This window comes from Hassallia byssoidea VB512170, from assembly GCF_000817785.2.
Taxonomy (GTDB): domain Bacteria; phylum Cyanobacteriota; class Cyanobacteriia; order Cyanobacteriales; family Nostocaceae; genus Hassallia; species Hassallia carrinoi.
Map to the genome: position 1 here is coordinate 1 of NZ_JTCM02000068.1, position 18,373 is coordinate 18,373.

Below are 18,373 nucleotides of genomic sequence, written 5' to 3' on the forward strand. Positions count from 1 at the left end.
CCGGACAAATGTGGACAGCCTTGTATTAAAGATCCTCAACACCCAACCAGTCACTCGGAAGAAGGCTGTCCACATTTGTCTATTTTTAATGAAACCCACTGACCATCATTACAATCAGCGTCACCTTCATTGACAACCATTCGTAATTTCAATTGCAATTTATCTGAAGTAATAATATCAAAATCTACCCAGTAATACCGTCCAATATTATGGAAATACTTTGATGGATGCCCTCCATAAAGCCTAGCATTTTCTCTATGATGATCGGGTATGTTTGGACATTCTAAGTATTCTGCCGTACTACATGTTCCTAGAATTGAAACTGACCGAATTGAAAGGATCATTTCATCGAACGTATCTGTCCAAGTGTGTGCCTCTCTTAGTTCAGCGAGCGATTCTCCCTCTAGTGGATTTTTATTTTTAACAGGCGACAACTTATTAATGCAAGTAGGCCATTTAACTTGCCAATCTTCTTTACTATACAGAATCCACTTCTTCGTCATAGCAATTGCTTAAGCTCGCTCAAAATCTATGATACCTGAAAGTATCGAAGAAGAGCTAAAGATTCATTTACAAAGTGTAAACGTTTTAGAAAAAGCAGAATTAGCTGTTAATAATGGAGCAGAATTGGAGATTATTAGATATGCAGCTTAGTGTTCTTATTCTAGGCTTCGATATTGTCCCAAAGCTCTGAAACTGGGAAAGTTTCTCCTACTGCTGCTTGTCGCACAGGCTTTTGCAGATCGGCTAATATTTGTGCTTTAGGCTCTTGTTCATCAATCCAAGCTAAACCACTGACGTTATCAGAATTTATGGAACTTATAAGCTGTTGTCAGAGGTGAAGGTCTAAAATACTTAGAAAACGGTTGCGCTCAATTTATTACATTATTTATTGAATTGACATTTAAGGATTTTTATGATCGAGAAAAATTACTAATATTTAAAATATGGAATTTTATTATAAGTGTTAAATCAAATAGCGATCGTGTTATGAAAAAAAGCTCTCATAATCGTCATGACTACCTATCCAGAACCATGTAACTGTATCACCCTCCAAAACCCCAATTGCTCGATAATTACGACTTATTCTGACAGACCAAATATTCTCCTCATTATTTATACATTTGAAATGCAAAAACGGATGAAAAGGATTTTCTCTCCATAACTGATAAGCTTTTCTCGCACTCTGTCTAACTTGCTTTTCAAGATACTGATATTTATCCCAAAAAGAAGGAATTGCAGACTTCATAACTTTTCATAGTTCATTGGTTTTGCAAGTCCTTCTGCAATCTCTCTTTTAGCGGATTGGGCAGATGCAATCAGTTGTTGTTGAGTTTTCTTAAATGATTTATCCCATTTCAATTCATCTTGCAAATCTTCCAGGTACTCTCCAAGATGTTCTGCAACTCTTTCTTGCACATCTTCAGATAAAGATTCCATCATCTTAATTACACTAGCGATCGCTGAAGATGACATAATCGAATTTCCCTTATCAACTTTCCCTGTCTATTTTACTAAAAAAACTCAATCAAATCGCCTACTGTAGTCCCAAAGCTCTGAAACCGGGAAAGTTTGTCCAGCTGCTGCTTGTCGCACAGACTCTTGCAGATCGGCTAATATTTGTGCTTTAGGCTCTTGTTCATCAATCCAAGCTAAACCACTGACGTTATCAGAATTTATAGAACTGATAAGCTGTTGCCAAAGTTCTACAGGGACAAGTACATCTGTCGTTTCTCCATCTGCGTTGGTGACATAACGAATCTGACTTTCAATTTGTGCGATTATCATAGAGTTATTTCTCCTGTCATGCTTTTTTTGCACCAAATCGCTTTTTTCAACAACCAGCAAACAGCATCTTGTATTTTTAGCGATGTGGGACTTACGCGATCGCATCGCTAGAATTCTAGTTTAGCGGCTTTTTTCGGGTAAATTTTTGACTTGGCTGGGAGTATCACAACCCACATTCCGCACCCCCTCAAGTCAAAAGAGACTCCCAAGAGAAAAAATTGGGGATTGCCAATTTAATTAAATCAACCTAACGAGGAAGACTAAATCCCCAAAAAGCTGTTAGTTAATAACTAGTGACTTTTTGCCAAACATAATTTTCATTCCCGACAACTTGTGATGAACACAGCTAATTTTCCGTGGTTGACGACGATTATTTTGTTGCCAATAGCGGCTTCACTACTGATACCCGTAATCCCAGATAAAGACGGCAAAACAGTGCGCTGGTACGCCCTGATTGTCGGATTGATTGATTTTGCGCTGATTGTTTACGCTTTTTATACCCAGTACGACTTCGCCAATCCGGATTTGCAGTTGGTGGAGAGTTACCCGTGGGTACCGCAACTCGATTTGAATTGGTCAGTAGGGGCAGATGGTTTGGCAATGCCCCTAATTATTTTGACTGGATTCATAACTACCCTGGCGATTTTAGCAGCTTGGCCCGTGACGCTCAAGCCCAGGCTATTTTACTTTCTGATTTTGGCGATGTATGGCGGTCAAATTGCCGTATTCGCCGTTCAGGATATGTTGCTATTTTTCCTGGTGTGGGAACTGGAACTGGTACCGATTTACTTTTTGCTGTCGATTTGGGGAGGTAAAAAGCGGCAATACGCAGCGACTAAGTTTATTTTATACACTGCTGGCGGGTCGCTGTTTATTTTGTTAGCTGCCTTGACAATGGGATTTTACGGCGATACGGTGACGTTCGATATGCGATCGCTTGCCCTAAAAGATTACGCCCTAAATTTCCAACTTTTACTTTATGGTGGCTTTTTGATTGCCTACGCTGTCAAATTGCCGATCATTCCCTTGCACACCTGGCTACCAGATGCCCACGGTGAAGCTACAGCCCCCGTTCACATGTTGCTGGCTGGTATTTTGCTAAAAATGGGCGGTTACGCCTTAATTCGCATGAATGCCCAAATGCTACCCGATGCCCACGCTTATTTTGCACCTGCGTTAGTGGTTTTGGGGGTAGTTAACATCATCTACGCTGCCTTAACATCCTTTGCCCAGCGCAACCTAAAACGGAAAATTGCCTACTCTTCAATTTCTCACATGGGCTTTGTGACGATTGGTATTGCCTCCTTCACCGATTTAGGATTGAGTGGGGCAATGTTGCAAATGGTTTCCCACGGCTTAATTGGGGCAAGTTTGTTCTTTTTGGTAGGGGCAACTTATGACCGTACCCACACCTTGATGTTAGATGAAATGGGTGGTGTCGGCAAAAGGATGAAGAAGATTTTCGCCATGTTTACCACTTGTTCAATGGCATCTTTAGCATTACCAGGAATGAGCGGTTTCGTGGCAGAAATAATGGTATTTGTAGGCTTTGCCACCAGCGATGCCTATAGTTCTACCTTTAAAGTTATCGTGGTCTTCTTGATGGCAGTTGGAGTGATTTTAACTCCGATTTATCTGCTATCAATGCTGCGAGAAATTTTCTACGGGGAAGAAAACGAAGAATTAGTTTCTCACCAAGCTTTGATAGATGCCGAACCCCGCGAAGTGTTTATCATCGCTTGTTTGTTAATACCAATTATTGGGATTGGTTTGTATCCTAAGTTACTGACTCAGGTGTATGATTCCACAACTGTGCAGTTAACAGCAAGGTTGCGCGATTCCGTACCGACATTAGTACAGCGTAAAGAAGCACCAACAGTGTCTTTGAGTGCGCCGGCAATTGGTAATTGAGTTGCGATTAATAGTTTAAATATTGTTTTGAGGGTGGGTTTTGTACCTGCCCTTTTTTGTTGAAGATAATAATCTCACGCACTCGTAGCAAAGGCGCAAAGAGAAAGAGTAAGCTAGCTAGTAGGGTGCGTTAGGACAAATGTCCTAACGCACCATCTTAGAATTAGATTGCGGTGCGTTACTTTGTAAACGCACCCTACTAGTCCACCAAGCTTTGAGGGTGGGTTTTGTACCTGCCCTTTTTTGTGTAGATTGCTTGGAAGCGATCGCTTAATCCATTTTCTAGTTTAAAGCCTCAAAATACTCCTATCTTTTTCTAATGCTAAGAAGGTTTCTTGACCTTTGTAGACAATATTAATTTGTCCTCCAAACACATTATCAACAGCTAAAAACTTCTTTCCCTCTACCTCTTCAACTTCGCAATCGGCTATTGCTTGAGAAACGAGTCCAATATTAATATCAACATAATTAGCCGTACTTACCTGTTCAATACCCGTTAATCGTATGAAAAGATAAGGTTCACCTACGGTAAGACTTTTTTTTATTTCATCAGGCAACCAAACAGCATCCCACTCAATAGCTAATGTTATAGCTTGTTCGTATCCAATGTTATAGAAAATGCCTATCCAATGAGAATCATGTAATGTATATTGTTTTTTGAAATCTCCAAAGCTCATATTTTTGCCTGACTGCCAAGGTAAGCAATTATCAATAAGCTCTTGATAAAGCCAATTTGGGTAATAAAGTTCTATCATTAGTTATACAAAAATTGGTGTCAAAATTAATTACGAACGAGATTTTTCAGTTAGTAGCGTTACGGACATTTGTCCTAACGCACCATCTTAGAATTAGATTGCGGTGCGTTACTTTGTAAACGCACCTTACGCTATAGGTAGTTTTATCGCGCTAAAAAAGTAATTTAGTTAAACTACTTATTAATTACCACTAGACTCAATAAAACTTCTTAAAATTCCTAAGATTTTTCTGACATCATTTATAAAATATTCATTTAAATCAATCTCTATTATTTGTCCAGACAAACGCATAAATTTCCAGTTAGTACCCGTGGTGACACTACCGTAAATTGTTTTAATTTCATTTTCTTTTTGCTGGTTAAATAATTGTGCAGCTACCATTTCTGCTATACACTGTCCCAAACCAGATTGAATATTATCATTTTTCGCTTCTACCAAAGCAATGACTGGTGCTTTAATAATTATTTGCTCGGAAGACTTACTAATAAGAAAGTCACAAAAACCAGTTAAACTTTTTTCTGGACTAACGTTAAATTCTCGACCCGAAAACAAACTAATTTTATTCTGAAATTGTTCTTTTAGTTCTACAAGAATTGGTGTCAGTATTAATTCAGAGCGTGATTTTTCAGTTCCAATAGCTAATGCTAGTGGTATATACTTTTTAAGTGTTTGTGCCAAAAAATCGCTGTATTCTACTGGGGGTGTGTCCGCAAAAATTCCCACAGTTTCCACAATGGTAATTCCCAAGGTTGTCTCAACAGTGTCTATACTGAATTGACTGTATGACATTTGACAAAGTTTTGAGAAAATTTAATTCTTCTGCTATTAAACTTGATTTTATCTAAAATCTCAGCATTTCTTTGGCAACCCAGGCAAAACACAAAGCTTTTACTCGGTCAATCAATTTTCTACAATCTATTTAAAATCAGCTTTGGCACAACCGCTCATGTTAGACTACAACCCATTGCACTGTTTGCCTTCTTCCGAAGAGCTACCCGACTCTGACGATACACCTGTGGATAATCAACTACAACATCTGATTTCGGCTCTATTAGAAACTATACTGGCTTTGCTGTGGTCAGAGCGTTGGGATTGGTTCTTTGGCGTTGATATGGGTATTTATTATGACCCTGATAAACCAGCGATCGTCCCTGATGGATTTCTGAGTCTAGGAGTTCAGCGCTTTATTGATGAGGATTTACGCCTAAGTTATGTACTGTGGGAAGAAAAGAAGCTGCCTATTTTGGTACTAGAAGTTGTTTCTCAAACCCATCGGGGAGAATACAGCACTAAAAAAGAATTCTATGCAAAAGAATTAGGGATTTTGTACTACGTTGTCTATAATCCCCGTCGTCGCAAAAAGCCACCTTTGGAAGTGTATCGCTTAGTGAATGGCGAATATGAGTTACAGCCAGGAAATCCTATTTGGCTACCGGAGATTAATTTGGGAATTGGACGAGAACGGGGAATTTATCAAGGTATAGCGCGGGAGTGGTTGTACTGGTATGACGAACAAGGGCAAAGATTGCTGACGCCAGAAGAACAAATTACAGAAGCCCAAGAACGCGCAAATTATGAGGAACAGCGACGTGTGCAAGCTGAACAACGCGCACAAATGTTAGCAGAAAGGTTAAAAGCGTTAGGTGTAGATCCGGAAAGCTCGGGTTGATATTTTGCCCGGACGACTAGAAGTCGCGGCTATACGAACAAAGCCCACGCAGGTGGGCTAAAGAGTTTAGTAATTTTCTTCATCGAAGTTTTACATTTTTGCTGCTGAATACATTGTGATTAGTTGGTTAATCAAGGAACTGTATGTATAAGGTTATTCGTCATTAGGTAGTAAAATCCGCAATATTTATTTTTAACCGGTAATCATAATCAGGAGTAGTTCATGATTCCACTTATTTTAGGTGCTGTTGCTTTAGGTAGTGCTGCTTTTGGAGCATTAAAAGGCGTTGAGGGCTTTGGCAATATAAACCAGGCAAAAGAAATTGGCGATCGCGCCCAAAAGAGACACCAGACTGCTGTCAGCGAGTTGAAAGCAGAGTGGAAAACTACTAACAAGCTAGCAGAAGAGTATGGTCAATTCCAGCTTGATGTGATGATGCATACAATCGGGCGCTTTGTTGACTTCATCGAGCGAAATATTGGTAAGGCAAAACAGAGCGAAAAGGAGTTTTTAGAGGGGCTGGATGGAATTTCACTTCAGCAAGTTAAGGAGTATAAAACTGCTGCATTAGAAGCTCAACAGTTTTTCAAAGGTGGTGCTAAGGCTATTGGGGCAGCCACAGCAGGATATGGCGGTGCGATGAGTCTTGCTACCTCGGTAGGAGTAGCAAGTACGGGTGCAGCTATCTCCGGACTCAGTGGTGCAGCAGCTACAAATGCTACTCTTGCATGGTTAGGCGGCGGTTCACTTGCTGCTGGTGGAGGCGGTATGGCTCTTGGTTCTCTTGTTTTAGGTGGTATCACTGTTGGTCCGGCTGTGCTAATTGGTGGCTTTGTGCTTGCTGGTGAAGGGGAAAAAGCCTTGACAAAAGCGCGGGAGTATGAAGCTGAAGTCAATATTGCGATCGCTAAAATTGAAACTGCAAAAGACTTCATGCAACAAGTAACGCAAAGAATTATCGAGTTGATGGATTTGGTTGAATCTCTCAACAAATTTGCTGTTACCGGTTTGGACGAACTAGAATCTCTGCCAACATTTGACAAAAACAGGGATGCTAGTAAATTCCAACAGGTGGGACTTTTAATGAAGGCACTTGCAGAAATCATGAAAACTCCTGTTTTAGACACTGAAGGGCAGCTGAATCCTATTACTGCGACTATCCAAGCCAAATATCGTACTTTGGGAGGCAATTAGAAATGTCTGTAAAGAAAGTTGCCACAGTAGTAGTCAAAGAATTTATCAATCCTGCTGAATGCCTACAGCAGATGGTTTCAACCTATACTGAATACAAAATAATTGCCGAACAAGAACAGACAAAGCGACGCGAAATAGAGGCTTGGGAAAAAGAAGCGATGCCTACGGCAACCCGAAGCGGGAACGCCAAAATAAACACCCAGCGAGACTTGCTGATGGCTTATCTTGATCGCTCTTTTGATGAACGTGCAGAAAATTTTCGCGCTTTATTTAATGTAGTTGATAGCGCGATCGCTTCCAATAACAACCAGCAACTAGCCCTAACATTAAATTCAATCACAGAAATAGCCAAATCAAGCCCATTTAAAGAGCTTGCAAATCTAACCTCTGTCCGCGCTGCCCTAGACGACCCAGACCACGAATGGACATTTTGATTTTATAATTAGCCTGCGAAGGCAGGCTTTGTTTGTATAGCCCCAGGCTTCTAGCCTGAGGGCTTATATGCAGCCTCACTAAAGGCGCAAAATTCCTCTTACCTTTGCGCCTCTACGACTTTGCGTGAGATAATAATCTTCACTTCTTCACCAAAATATACGCTTGAGCATAATCAGGCAATTCCTGAATATGCTGCCCAAAATCTTTATTATTCTTAAAAATACCCGCTAAAAAATCGAGTTGATGCAGATTCGGTAAAAACGCTCCACCTGTATCTGCTATAATTCCCATTTTGAGATTTTTTCGCCCGCCCTTATTATACTCAAGTACAATAATTTTCCCTAAACCAATATTCAGCACATCTCCAGCAAAAGTCACTCCTGGTTTGATAGAAATTTTTGCATCTATCTTATATCCATAACCTTTAATAGCATCAACCTCCCTAAAATACCAATAACGCTTTTGTGCAGTTGCTGCTAATCCTCGCACATAAGCTATTTCATTATTTCTATCTACATTGAAATATGCTTTGGAACCATCAGGAAAATTAATTAGAATTGTTCCTTCCATTAAAGCTTCTTCTAAGCCTTTTCGCGTCAGATAAGCCAAAGGTTCAACTTTGCCATACTCTCTACCACCTGGTTCGTAAATACCTGATAAAACATCCTGCTTTGTATATCTGGTATAGAACTTACTAGCGGCTAAATCATCTTTTAAACTGTATATTGGAATATTAAACGTAGAGGTTTTCTTGCGTGACCCTGGATGAGTAAATACAGCATATTTTGTAATTCGCAGTCGTTCTTGCTGAGATTTTTGGGGGTTATAAGCAGACCATTTTATAACCCGGAAATTAGAATTGATAAAATTAGGATCTTGTAAACGCGTAGTTCGACGATTAGCAATATCCTCTTGCAAGACAGCAATCATAAAATCCAATGTCTTAAGGATATCTTCTACAGTAACTCCTTGAGCGCCAAGCACTCCTGTACGTTGAACATCTGGATCTAACGAACCATAATCTTGAAAATATTTTCTGGTATTGGAGAGAGTTGCTAATAAGTCGGCTTGATTGAAATTAACTTTCGTAGTTGGTAGTTTTCCCGAACTAAAAACTTGACTGCTATTAACCCTAAATTTAGGTTTTTGTGCTTCATCAATGACAGAATATGCTTTTGGTGCTTGTGCTAATTCTCGTTGAGATGAAGAAGTATTCTGCTTGCTTATATTCTCATTTAACGTATTTTGAATATTTGAGACTAGGGAAATCTGCTGAGTAGTAAGGGGTAAATTATCTCTAATCGGATTTTGTTGAGCCAGCTGTTTAGTTTTTGACTGAGTATATAGATAGCTACTAGCGAAGCCGGTAATTAATAAAGTGGCAAAACCGACTGTCAGGCGGACTTTTTGATTGAATAGCATGACGAGTAACTTAGAATTGTTTTTGCTAGATGATTACACGTTCTCAATGTTTGGACAACATTTGTTAATTAAAGTTTCATATAAGTTCATTAAAATTTTAAATTATTTATCATGAGAAAAGTGCGATCGCTGATTTTCTTGGGAAATATATATATAAGGCGATGAATGCCAATCAATTAGTTTACCAAACCCGCAATATACAATATGGAAGTTAAATTAGGATTTGGAGCAATCCCAAAACCGCAATATGTCTTTGTCAGCAGAGAATCGGATTACTGTTGGTATATGCTTTCCGAAGACAGAAGACAAATTCCAATTTATGATAAAGCTTTGACCGGGGTGATAACAGGCATAGAAGTCGAGAAAAAGGTAGAAACTTCTTTTGGATTGACTCTAAAAACTGATTTGTATATTTTGGCAGACAAACCTTATATTATACGTTCAGGAAATGAATCTTATTTTTCTAAAGGCTTGCTGCTGTCTTTGGATATTTTGACTTGCGAGCAACTACGTCAACCACTAACTATTACAGTTAGCCCAGGAGATAGAACAATTGTATTTTGTACAATTTACGACCCAGTAACTTATCGGTCTATAGGTGTTAGTTGGGATGGACATAAAGAAGTTAACTGGCAAGCTTTAGGGCAAAAAGTCAGTCAAAAAATTAACCTTAATGCCTATGCTATTGACGATCGCGTAAAAATCCCGGCGAGTGTGACAACGGCAGAATTACACGAAACTTTGATAGCTCAAACAGACACATATTTAGCCCAATTGAATTGGACGCAGGAAATAGGAAGGCAGTTTTTGCATCAAAGGTATGGTAAGCGATCGCGTACTCAATTAACAGATGCAGAACTTCTAGATTTCATTGATTACCTGAAGCTGCAACCAAAAGTCTAAGGGGGGAGGGGGAGAGGGGGGGATGGGGGAGCAGGGGGGAGCAGGGGGAGCTTTCTTGAGCAGGGGGAGCAGGGGGGGAAGGGGGAGCAGGGGGAGCAGGGGGAGCAAAATAATTCTTTTTTCCCAATGCCCAATGTCCATTGCCCAATGCCCATTACCCAATGCCCATTACCCATTACCCATTACCGAACACGACAGAATTTGCGATCGCCATCATGTTCGGGATATTGCCAAGAATAGGCAAAATGGCTTACACCTTTAAGTTGCGGGGCTAATTGGCGCAGTGCTTGCATTTGCACTTCTAATGGCGGACGATTACTAATAGATTCACCCCACTTACCGGCTAAAGCGGGAATCACCTGCGTCCCTGGTTTTGCCATACTTAAAACCCGCTGTGCTTGAGACACAATACAACCAGTATCAGCGCAATTAGCATACAACATCGGATGCCATTCTAGGTTACTGGGAAATCTATCCCAAGGTTGCAAGCGAGAATCATAACCTTGTCCTAATGATTGATTTCCTTCAGGAAAAAACACCACCCCTGCGGGAATACCTAGCTGCTGTGCGGGGTAACTAGCTAAAGTGACAAAATCTAAGATGCCTTGCATCGCGTGGGCAACTGCAAGCTGCCATAATTCTACTTGCAAAAGGGGTTGCCTTTCGTTTGCAGTCATCAGCGATTTTTCTGCTGTTACCGCTGGGGGAGTGCGACCTTGCCACAGTGGTTCACCTTCAGTAGGATACACTTTATCGACATCAGCGATATCTCCGGCTGTGACGTATCCCTTGCTTAAAAAGCGCCGAATCAAGTCCAACCCTTTATAATTTTGTGCGCGTTGAAATAAAGCTTGTTGAGTGGCTTCGGTAAATAGCCATAAATCTGAAACTTTAGTGGCGATAGAATCAGTTCCCGCCTGTCGCGGATAGCGTACATAGTCAAACAGTACTCCATCTGGACGACGACGGATTATTTCTTGTTGCAGTTGGTAGTAGTCGCGTTTGGCTTGCAAGTTGTAGGGGTCAATAAACACTTGACTGCCGTTATCTACAACATATAAGCTAGTTTGACCTTTGCCATTGCGAGCGATCGCACCTTGCCTATCTTGACGCTGGGCGTAAGTATAACCAAAATTGGTTGTAAACATCCAAGCGTAAACTTTCAAACCGCGTTCTCGTCCTTTTTGAATTGCTTGGGCTAACAAATCAACTTTTTCTGACCCTGGTGTGCGAATCACAGAGGGCCAAACTGTCGGATTAGCTTTTGCTGGCAATAGCACTTGCCCATCGTAAAACGCTTCTAAAAAAACTTGGTTATAGCCCCGGCTAACAATTCGATCCATAATTTGATCGATTGCTCCCGGTTGAATGTCACAAGGATACAAGCGCAACCAAATTGCTTGAACTTGGGGCCAAGTGCGACTGCGGCATTCTCGCAAAGCTTGTGCATGTTGTTGCAACAACTGCCGATAATTACTTTGGGCTTGTTGATCGCCTTTTTGTGCCAAAGCGCGTAAATTGTCTTTTTCTTGCGTTGCCGTTGCTGATAACTGGCAATAGTTGTTTACTTGCGCTTCTGCTCGTTGACTGACAACATCCAAGGGAATCAGCAAACTAGTGCAGAACATAACAGCGAACAAGCGACGCCAAAATAATATTGGTTTTGCAATATTCAAGAAACGATTAGACATACCTGACTGGAGACTGGGGACTAGATAAGAAAGATTTTCATAACTTGCTGGTGTAGGCAGTTCAAAGCAGTGCTACTCATCGAAGGACAAAGAATTATCAACCCCAACTCAAGATAGCTTGGGGCGGTATGTAGCTAAATTTTCTGCTTAATTTTAGTGGGGGTTTTAAAGCTTACCTTTTAAAGACTCTCTAAACCATATTTCTGTTGCCACATTTTGTTATTGAGTTAATTTACTATAATTTTTGCCGCGTTTATATGCGTTCATAGTTTATTTTTTGCCAAGAAAAATACCGTGATATCCACAGGTATTTATAGCACCAAGTCTCTTTAAAACTTCAATTTTATATCACAATTTAATAATCTAGTCAAGAGCCAAAAGTATAACACTAATAAAAATGGTTTTCATCTCAATCAAGTGTTTGTTCAAAAGTCAAAAATTTGAACTTTCAACTTTTGACTCTCAATTGCTGTAAGCAGCAGATAGTTAACCGCCACGCTTTAATGCTGCCTCTACCTGTTGAAATTCAAGCTTTAGGCGTTTTTTCAACTTTTCTGGCACAGGACGATTTGGGTAAGAACTGTAGTGTCCGGCTAGGGAATTTAGAGCCGTCCGCATAGTTGTAAACGAGTTCAGACCAGAAACAGAGTTAACCCGCTGATAGCGAGCTGAAAAGTCATTAATTTTTTGACGCGCTTCTGCTTGAATTGCTGCTTTATCTGGGGCATCGTTGGGAAGGTCTAAGGCATTTTTCATGATATTGACAACAGCCAAAGTGTCTTGGCTATAATTTCCGGTCAAACTATCCGGACTACCACAGCCCGTGGCGGCGATCGCTAAAACCAAAACCAGGGCAAGCAGACGTGACCAATAGCGCTTCATAAGCCTTCTGTGAAATAACACATAAATCAACGTCCATCCTATCCTGTATTGGTATCCTGGGGATCAATTGAGTGCTGAGTTAAGAGTTAGGAGTTAGGAGTTAAGAGTTAGGAGTTAGGAGTTAGGAGTTAAGAGTTGGGAGTTGGGAGTTGGGAGTTAGGAGTTGGGAGTTGGGAGTTGGGAGTTAAAAGTTGGGAGTTAGGAGTTGGGAGTCAAAAGTCCGGAGTCAGGAGTCGGGAGTCAGAAGTCAAAAATTTAAAACTCTTAACTCATAACTCATAACTCCTCACTCATAACTCATAACTCCTCACTCTTAACTCCTCACTTTTTGATATAGGGTATCCCTTTGTTGATAAGGTCTTCCTAAAGAAGTAACGGCAGCTTGCAAACTTTCAACTTCCATACAAGTGCCACCCACAGCACCTGCCATTGTGGTAATATGTTCTTCCATTAATGTGCCGCCGATATCGTTGCAACCGGAAACTAAAGCTTCCATCGCACCCGCAAGTCCGAGTTTTACCCAGCTTGGCTGATGGTTAGAAATCCAATTTCCTAAGTAAATTCGCGCTACAGCGGTAAGTAGTAATGCATCAGCCAAAACTGGTTGATCGCGTCCGACACGGCGGCGTAAAGGTTTGGGCGCTTCTTGTCCGACAAAGGGTAGTAAAATAAATTCAGTAATGCTAGCTGGGTAGTCTTGGTTAATAGCGGTTTTTTGCAGTTCGCGCAATTTTTCTAAATGTTCTATTTGCTGTTCTGGCGTTTCAATGTGTCCTGACAGCATGGTGCTAGTGGTAGGCAAACCTAATTTGTGCGCTGTACTGACAATTTCTAACCAAGTAGCTGTGTCAATCTTTTCTGGACACAGTATCCGTCGCACATCATCATTCAACACTTCGGCTGCTGTTCCTGGCATTGAACCAACACCAGCATCCCGCAAAGCGACAATTACGTCAACATACTTCAGTTTGTCTTCCCTGGCGATAAATTGCACTTCCTGGGGAGAGAATGCGTGTAAATGCAAATGAGGAAATTCTTGCTTAATGCTTTCTACTAGCTTGAGGTAATAAGGCAAAGACTTGCCATTTACCTTTGCTTGCAGGTTTAATCCTCCTTGCATACAAATTTCCGTTGCACCCCGCTGCACCGCATCTGTCAATTTTGGCAAAATTTGCGCCCAATCTAGCCAATAAGCACCCGCTTGACCATCATCGCGCCGGAAAGCGCAAAAACTACAGTGCTGTTCACAGATATTAGTAAAGTTAATATTGCGATTAATTACGTAGGTGACAGTATCGCCAGCTTGAGTATAGCGGAGTTTATCAGCTGTCGAGCGGATAGAGGCGATCGCACTTGAGTCTGTTTGTTTTAATAAAAATACTCCTTCTTCAGGAGACAAATCGTACCCCCTGCCGGCACGGTCAAGAATAGCATCAACAGTTACAGTAGTCACAGTAATTTAATAAACACAGCACATCTTTTATTGTGGCAGGCATTGACACTCGCGAGGCATAAAGTACGGGTATTTTCGGCTCACTGTAGTTAAAACATAGTTAAGATATTTTTACGTTTTATTAATCAAACTTAGAGTAATAATATACAATTGTACGCATATACTTATTTTATACTTAAATAAACATGCTTTGACCAATGCTTGGAACTATTTTACGCAAACGTTACAAAATTATTGAGTATTTGGGAAGTGGTGGATTTGGTGAGACTTATAAAGCAGAGGATTTAGAGCGTTTCAACTGTTTATGTGTAGTTAAAAGGCTTAAACCACAACTTCATCAACCTGCTTTTTTAGAGGTTGCAAGAAAATTATTTGCTCGTGAGGGTGAAACGCTTCTTCGCTTAGGTGAAAAACACGAGCAAATACCTCAGTTACTTGCCTATTTTGAAGAAAATCAAGAGTTTTATTTAATTCAGGAGTATGTTGAAGGAGAAACTCTTGCACAGATTCTTGAGCAAAGAAAGGTTCTGTCGGAATCTGAGGTAAGTAATTTATTAAAAGATGTTTTGAAAATTTTAGATTATATTCATAGCAAGAATGTTATTCATCGAGATATTAAACCAGCGAATTTAATTAGACGTAAGAAAGATAACAAAATTGTCTTAATTGATTTCGGTGCAGTTAAAAAAATTTTAGCAGACCCAAAGGCAGACCCAAACACAGTAATTATTGGTACTCCCGGCTATATGCCATTAGAACAAAGTCAAGGAACACCTCAATTTTGTAGCGATATTTATGCGTTAGGTATTATTGGCATTCAAGCATTGACAGGTTTAAATCCCACAAACTTTACAAGAAATGTTGAGACTGATGAAATAAATCAATTAGTTCAGACAAATGTTAATTTACGTTTGAGCGGCATTTTGACAAAAATGGTTCGCACTCAATCAAGTCGAAGATATCAATTAGCTTCGGAAGTTTTGGAAATACTTGAAAGGGAAAATTATGGTTCTGTTCCATCAACAATTTATTCTACCCAACCACCATATAGTAGCGTTACAGCAAGTTATTTTAAGCGGTTTTTAGTCGGTTTGGGAATTGTAAGTTTGGTTTCAACCGGAATTTCGTTATCTAGATCGGTTAATACTCCTTCAGTTTGTCTGGAACTAAAAGTTCCAGGTGGAAGATTTTCTTATAGTGGTAGTACAACTTGGCAACCTTTTAGACCAGATGTAGAAAAGAGTATTCAAAATACTTGTCCAAAATTCCAGTTGAATTTTATGCCTCGTCCGGGAATAAGTTCCGCATCGGGATATGGTATTCAATTATTACTTAAAGGACAAGCCGATTTTGCAATTTCTTCTCGCAATATCACAGATGATGAATATGAAAAAGCAAAAATTCAAGGAGATACTCTTCACCAAATCCCTGTTGCAATTGACGGTACTGCTGTTGCAGTAAATCATAGTTTACCGATAAGTGGTTTAACGAAAAAGCAACTTCGAGATATTTTGACAGGTAAAATCACTAATTTGAATCAACTTGGTATTCCGGAAGATTTAAAGTTAACTGTTTATGCCGGAAAAAATGCTAGTAGCTTTGAGTTCTTAAAACAAAATCTTTTGGGCGGACAGCCTCTTCGTCAAGATATCCAAGATATATCAAATGCTCTGAGTATTACTGATGGTATACAAAAGGTAATCAATGATAAAAATAGAGGAGGAATTTTTATTAGTTCAGCCGCACACATAGTAACTCAATGTCAAGTAAAAGCTTTAAGAATTGGCAATAGTTATAATGATTTAATATCGCCATATCAGCAATCATTTATACCTCCAGCAAAATGTACATTTAAAAACAAAAATAAACCTAATTTGGCTGCCTTTAGTAGCGGTAAATATCCATTAACAAACAGATTATTTGTCATTTATAAGGATAACGACCCCAGGTCTAAGCAAGCCGGTGAAGCTTATGCAAATTTACTTTTAACTCCTTTGCGTCAAGAACTAATTGAAAAGGCAGGATTTGTAAGAATTAAGTAATTAGAGTATTCCGTGAAGATAAGCATCCCAAATGTGTAACCGACACTTTTATAGACAAAATATCAGGTGTAAACTATAACTCTTACTTTTAACATACGTCTTTTGGTATAAAATATAAAGGAGAATTAAAAACTAATCATTTCGGCTAAAATAAAGCAGATTTGGCAGTAGCACTCGGCAGATGAGAACGAAAAAAGATACACTCGGCAACAAGAGCGATCCACCAGACACAACGCCACATCCACGACTGCCGGGAAATGCGTCCAACAAAAATGAATTATACATTTGAAGCAATTCAATATTAGATATAAACTTGGGACTTTAAATTGAACACAAATCTCAAATCTCAAGTCTATATCTACAACTTGACTGGTTGCTGCCACCAAAATGAAATTTTCCCTTTATTCTCGCACTTTTCACTTTTTGCTGCTGTTGATGTGGTTGTTCATCGCTATCGGTTTGCGGCTAACCAACTTAACTGCAAAGCCTCCTTGGACTGATGAATTTTCTACCCTGGTGTTTAGCCTGGGGAATAGTTTTTTGCCAGTACCTTTAGATCGAGCGATCGCTCCTGATATTTTGTTGCAACCACTCCAACCGCAAGCGAGTGCTACCATCAATGACGTATGGACACACTTAAGCACTGAAAGTAACCATCCGCCACTTTATTTTATGCTGGCTCACTGGTGGATGCGGTTATTTCCTACTGAAGGGGGTTTAGTGTCGTTGTGGGGAGCGCGATCGCTTGCGGCTGTTTTCGGTGCATTATCCATCCCAGCTATCTATGCCTTAAGTTGGTTGACTTTTCGCTCCCGCTTAATTGCTCATATAGCAGCGGCGATAATGGCAGTATCACCCTACGGCATTTTTCTGGCACAAGAAGCGCGTCACTACACTTTAGCAATCTTGTGGGTAATTGCTTCCTTAGCCTGTTTGGTAATCACCACACGTCATATCCAAAACCGCACACAGCTACCGATCTCAATAGTACTTTCCTGGGTGGTAATCAATGCTTTAGGCATTGCGACTCATTACTTCTTCAGCCTCACCCTCTGCACTGAAGCCTTTGTTTTGATTTTTCTCGCAAGGCTTCAGTGGAGGGAAGGGGGCAGGGGGAAGGGGGGGAAGGGGGACAAGGAGGACAAGGGGGACAAGGAGGACAAGGGGGAATTTGCTTTTCTATCTTCCCCTGCCTCCCCTGCCTCCCCTGCTCCCCCTGCCTCCCCTGCCTCCCCTGCTCCCCCCTCCCCCCCCCTCCCCCGCTCCCCCTGGTGGCGCATCTATGCAGTTGCTGCTGGCACTTTTGTCGCGGGTGTAGTTTGGTTGCCAGTGTTTTTACAGAATAGCTATGGTGATAAATTAACTGATTGGATTCAAGCTCCGCGTGTGGGATTTGCTTGGATTAGCCCACTTTTTCAAGCTTTTGCCGCGTGGGTAACAATGCAGTTTTTGCTACCAGTTGAATCACCACAATTATGGATTGTGCTTGTTTCTGGGTTGGTGATGCTGATTTACTTTATTTGGCTATTACCAATTCTGTTTCGTGGTTTGAAAATTCAGCTAAAGCAACCAGAAACTCATTTGATGACACAGGTGTTTGTTGCTGTAGTTGTGAGTGCGATCGCTTTATTTTTTATCTTCACCTATTTTCTCGGTATTGACTTAACACGCGGCGCCCGCTATAACTTTGTTTACTTTCCGGCTGTCATAGTCTTATTAGGGGCAAGTTTCGCAGTTTCCTGGCATCCTCAAGTTGGAAAAGCAAGAAGTTCTGGAAAAAAGGCTGTAGCGATAATTTGGCTAATGGGATTTTTCAGCGCAGTGACAGTCTTGAGCAATCTAGGTTATCAAAAATACTATCGTCCTGACCTCTTTGTGCAACTAATTCAAAAAACATCTCAGGTGCCAGTATTGATTGCAACCACTCAAAGAACTCATGTACATATTGGGGAAATGATGGGAGTAGCCAGGGAATTTAAAATCCAAAATTTAACTTCCCCCACTCCCCTATTCCTCCTCGCGCATCAAGACCAAAACCCCAATACTTCTTCTGATGCTTTGGAAAAGACTTTAAAAGAACTCCCACGACCTCTGGATTTATGGTTAGTAAACTTTTATGCACCTCAACCAGAAGAAGTGAAAAAATGTGCTGCTGATACGCAATCTTTGCCAGCTGTAAACGGCTATGAATACAAACTTTATCACTGTAGATGAAAGTAGTAATGCAG

The 18,373-nt window shown here is 40.4% G+C and carries 18 protein-coding genes; 8 read left to right on the top strand and 10 right to left on the bottom strand.

Features of this window, described 5'->3' with window-relative positions; genetic code table 11:
* Positions 1 to 50: 50 nt before the first annotated feature.
* Positions 51 to 503 carry a hypothetical protein gene (locus PI95_RS23290; RefSeq protein WP_039748381.1) on the bottom strand — a complete coding sequence of 151 codons (453 nt, stop codon included), beginning with the start codon at positions 501 to 503 and terminating at the stop codon, positions 51 to 53.
* Between the two features lie 28 nt (positions 504 to 531).
* Between PI95_RS23290 and PI95_RS36940 the strand changes: the two genes are divergently transcribed.
* Positions 532 to 654, top strand: a complete 123-nt coding sequence (locus PI95_RS36940) for a hypothetical protein (RefSeq protein WP_268896809.1) — start codon at positions 532 to 534, stop codon at positions 652 to 654.
* Positions 655 to 988: 334 nt separating this feature from the next.
* Here the strand turns inward: PI95_RS36940 and PI95_RS37670 are convergent, their stop codons facing one another.
* Genes PI95_RS37670 through PI95_RS23305 form a run of 3 tightly spaced genes read right to left on the bottom strand, consistent with a single transcriptional unit; the run spans position 989 to position 1,788 of the window.
* The gene (locus PI95_RS37670; RefSeq protein WP_039748379.1) at positions 989 to 1,249 is read right to left on the bottom strand and encodes a ParE family toxin-like protein; all 261 of its coding nucleotides are present in this window, start codon (positions 1,247 to 1,249) and stop codon (positions 989 to 991) included.
* Positions 1,246 to 1,476 (bottom strand): hypothetical protein, encoded by a 231-nt coding sequence (locus PI95_RS23300; protein WP_039748376.1) that lies wholly within the window; start codon positions 1,474 to 1,476, stop codon positions 1,246 to 1,248. Before PI95_RS23300 ends, PI95_RS37670 begins: the two co-directional genes overlap by 4 nt.
* A gap of 48 nt (positions 1,477 to 1,524) precedes the next feature.
* Positions 1,525 to 1,788 carry a hypothetical protein gene (locus tag PI95_RS23305; protein WP_039748998.1) on the bottom strand — a complete coding sequence of 88 codons (264 nt, stop codon included), beginning with the start codon at positions 1,786 to 1,788 and terminating at the stop codon, positions 1,525 to 1,527.
* Between the two features lie 336 nt (positions 1,789 to 2,124).
* Here PI95_RS23305 and ndhD1 point away from each other — a divergent pair, with 336 nt between their 5' ends.
* Positions 2,125 to 3,699 (top strand): photosynthetic/respiratory NAD(P)H-quinone oxidoreductase subunit D1, encoded by a 1,575-nt coding sequence (gene ndhD1, locus PI95_RS23310; RefSeq protein WP_039748375.1) that lies wholly within the window; start codon positions 2,125 to 2,127, stop codon positions 3,697 to 3,699.
* Positions 3,700 to 3,986: 287 nt separating this feature from the next.
* Here the strand turns inward: ndhD1 and PI95_RS23315 are convergent, their stop codons facing one another.
* Both PI95_RS23315 and PI95_RS23320 read right to left on the bottom strand, forming a co-directional pair.
* A complete protein-coding gene (locus PI95_RS23315; protein WP_039748373.1) occupies positions 3,987 to 4,454 on the bottom strand; it encodes a hypothetical protein in 468 nt (155 codons plus the stop codon).
* Between the two features lie 180 nt (positions 4,455 to 4,634).
* Entirely contained in the window at positions 4,635 to 5,243 is a 609-nt protein-coding gene (locus PI95_RS23320; protein ID WP_039748371.1) for a hypothetical protein, read from the bottom strand.
* Positions 5,244 to 5,400: 157 nt separating this feature from the next.
* On the opposite strand from PI95_RS23320, the gene PI95_RS23325 reads away from it, so the two are divergent.
* From PI95_RS23325 to PI95_RS23335, 3 genes are all read left to right on the top strand, one after another.
* Positions 5,401 to 6,123 carry a Uma2 family endonuclease gene (locus PI95_RS23325; RefSeq protein WP_039748370.1) on the top strand — a complete coding sequence of 241 codons (723 nt, stop codon included), beginning with the start codon at positions 5,401 to 5,403 and terminating at the stop codon, positions 6,121 to 6,123.
* A 222-nt stretch (positions 6,124 to 6,345) separates the two neighbouring features.
* Positions 6,346 to 7,317 carry a hypothetical protein gene (locus PI95_RS23330; protein ID WP_039748368.1) on the top strand — a complete coding sequence of 324 codons (972 nt, stop codon included), beginning with the start codon at positions 6,346 to 6,348 and terminating at the stop codon, positions 7,315 to 7,317.
* 2 nt (positions 7,318 to 7,319) lie between these two features.
* Positions 7,320 to 7,751 (top strand): hypothetical protein, encoded by a 432-nt coding sequence (locus PI95_RS23335; RefSeq protein ID WP_039748367.1) that lies wholly within the window; start codon positions 7,320 to 7,322, stop codon positions 7,749 to 7,751.
* A gap of 139 nt (positions 7,752 to 7,890) precedes the next feature.
* Here the strand turns inward: PI95_RS23335 and PI95_RS23340 are convergent, their stop codons facing one another.
* Positions 7,891 to 9,174, bottom strand: a complete 1,284-nt coding sequence (locus PI95_RS23340; RefSeq protein WP_039748365.1) for a hypothetical protein — start codon at positions 9,172 to 9,174, stop codon at positions 7,891 to 7,893.
* Between the two features lie 204 nt (positions 9,175 to 9,378).
* Here PI95_RS23340 and PI95_RS23345 point away from each other — a divergent pair, with 204 nt between their 5' ends.
* Entirely contained in the window at positions 9,379 to 10,077 is a 699-nt protein-coding gene (locus tag PI95_RS23345) for a hypothetical protein (protein WP_039748363.1), read from the top strand.
* 182 nt (positions 10,078 to 10,259) lie between these two features.
* On the opposite strand, the gene PI95_RS23350 is transcribed toward PI95_RS23345, so the two are convergent.
* The 3 genes from PI95_RS23350 to cofH all read right to left on the bottom strand — a co-directional run bounded on the left by PI95_RS23350 (position 10,260) and on the right by cofH (position 14,103).
* Positions 10,260 to 11,768 carry a family 10 glycosylhydrolase gene (locus PI95_RS23350; protein WP_039748360.1) on the bottom strand — a complete coding sequence of 503 codons (1,509 nt, stop codon included), beginning with the start codon at positions 11,766 to 11,768 and terminating at the stop codon, positions 10,260 to 10,262.
* 486 nt (positions 11,769 to 12,254) lie between these two features.
* Entirely contained in the window at positions 12,255 to 12,650 is a 396-nt protein-coding gene (gene psb27 / locus PI95_RS23355) for a photosystem II protein Psb27 (protein WP_039748359.1), read from the bottom strand.
* 313 nt (positions 12,651 to 12,963) lie between these two features.
* Entirely contained in the window at positions 12,964 to 14,103 is a 1,140-nt protein-coding gene (cofH, locus tag PI95_RS23360; RefSeq protein WP_039748357.1) for a 7,8-didemethyl-8-hydroxy-5-deazariboflavin synthase subunit CofH, read from the bottom strand.
* Between the two features lie 197 nt (positions 14,104 to 14,300).
* Here cofH and PI95_RS23365 point away from each other — a divergent pair, with 197 nt between their 5' ends.
* Together PI95_RS23365 and PI95_RS23370 are read left to right on the top strand one after the other, a co-directional pair.
* Positions 14,301 to 16,145, top strand: coding sequence for a serine/threonine-protein kinase (locus PI95_RS23365; RefSeq protein WP_052325264.1), 1,845 nt, complete (start codon positions 14,301 to 14,303; stop codon positions 16,143 to 16,145).
* A 387-nt stretch (positions 16,146 to 16,532) separates the two neighbouring features.
* Positions 16,533 to 18,359: a glycosyltransferase family 39 protein gene (locus PI95_RS23370; RefSeq protein WP_163519121.1), complete on the top strand. Its 1,827-nt coding sequence runs from the start codon at positions 16,533 to 16,535 to the stop codon at positions 18,357 to 18,359.
* The last annotated feature ends 14 nt before the right edge of the window (positions 18,360 to 18,373 follow it).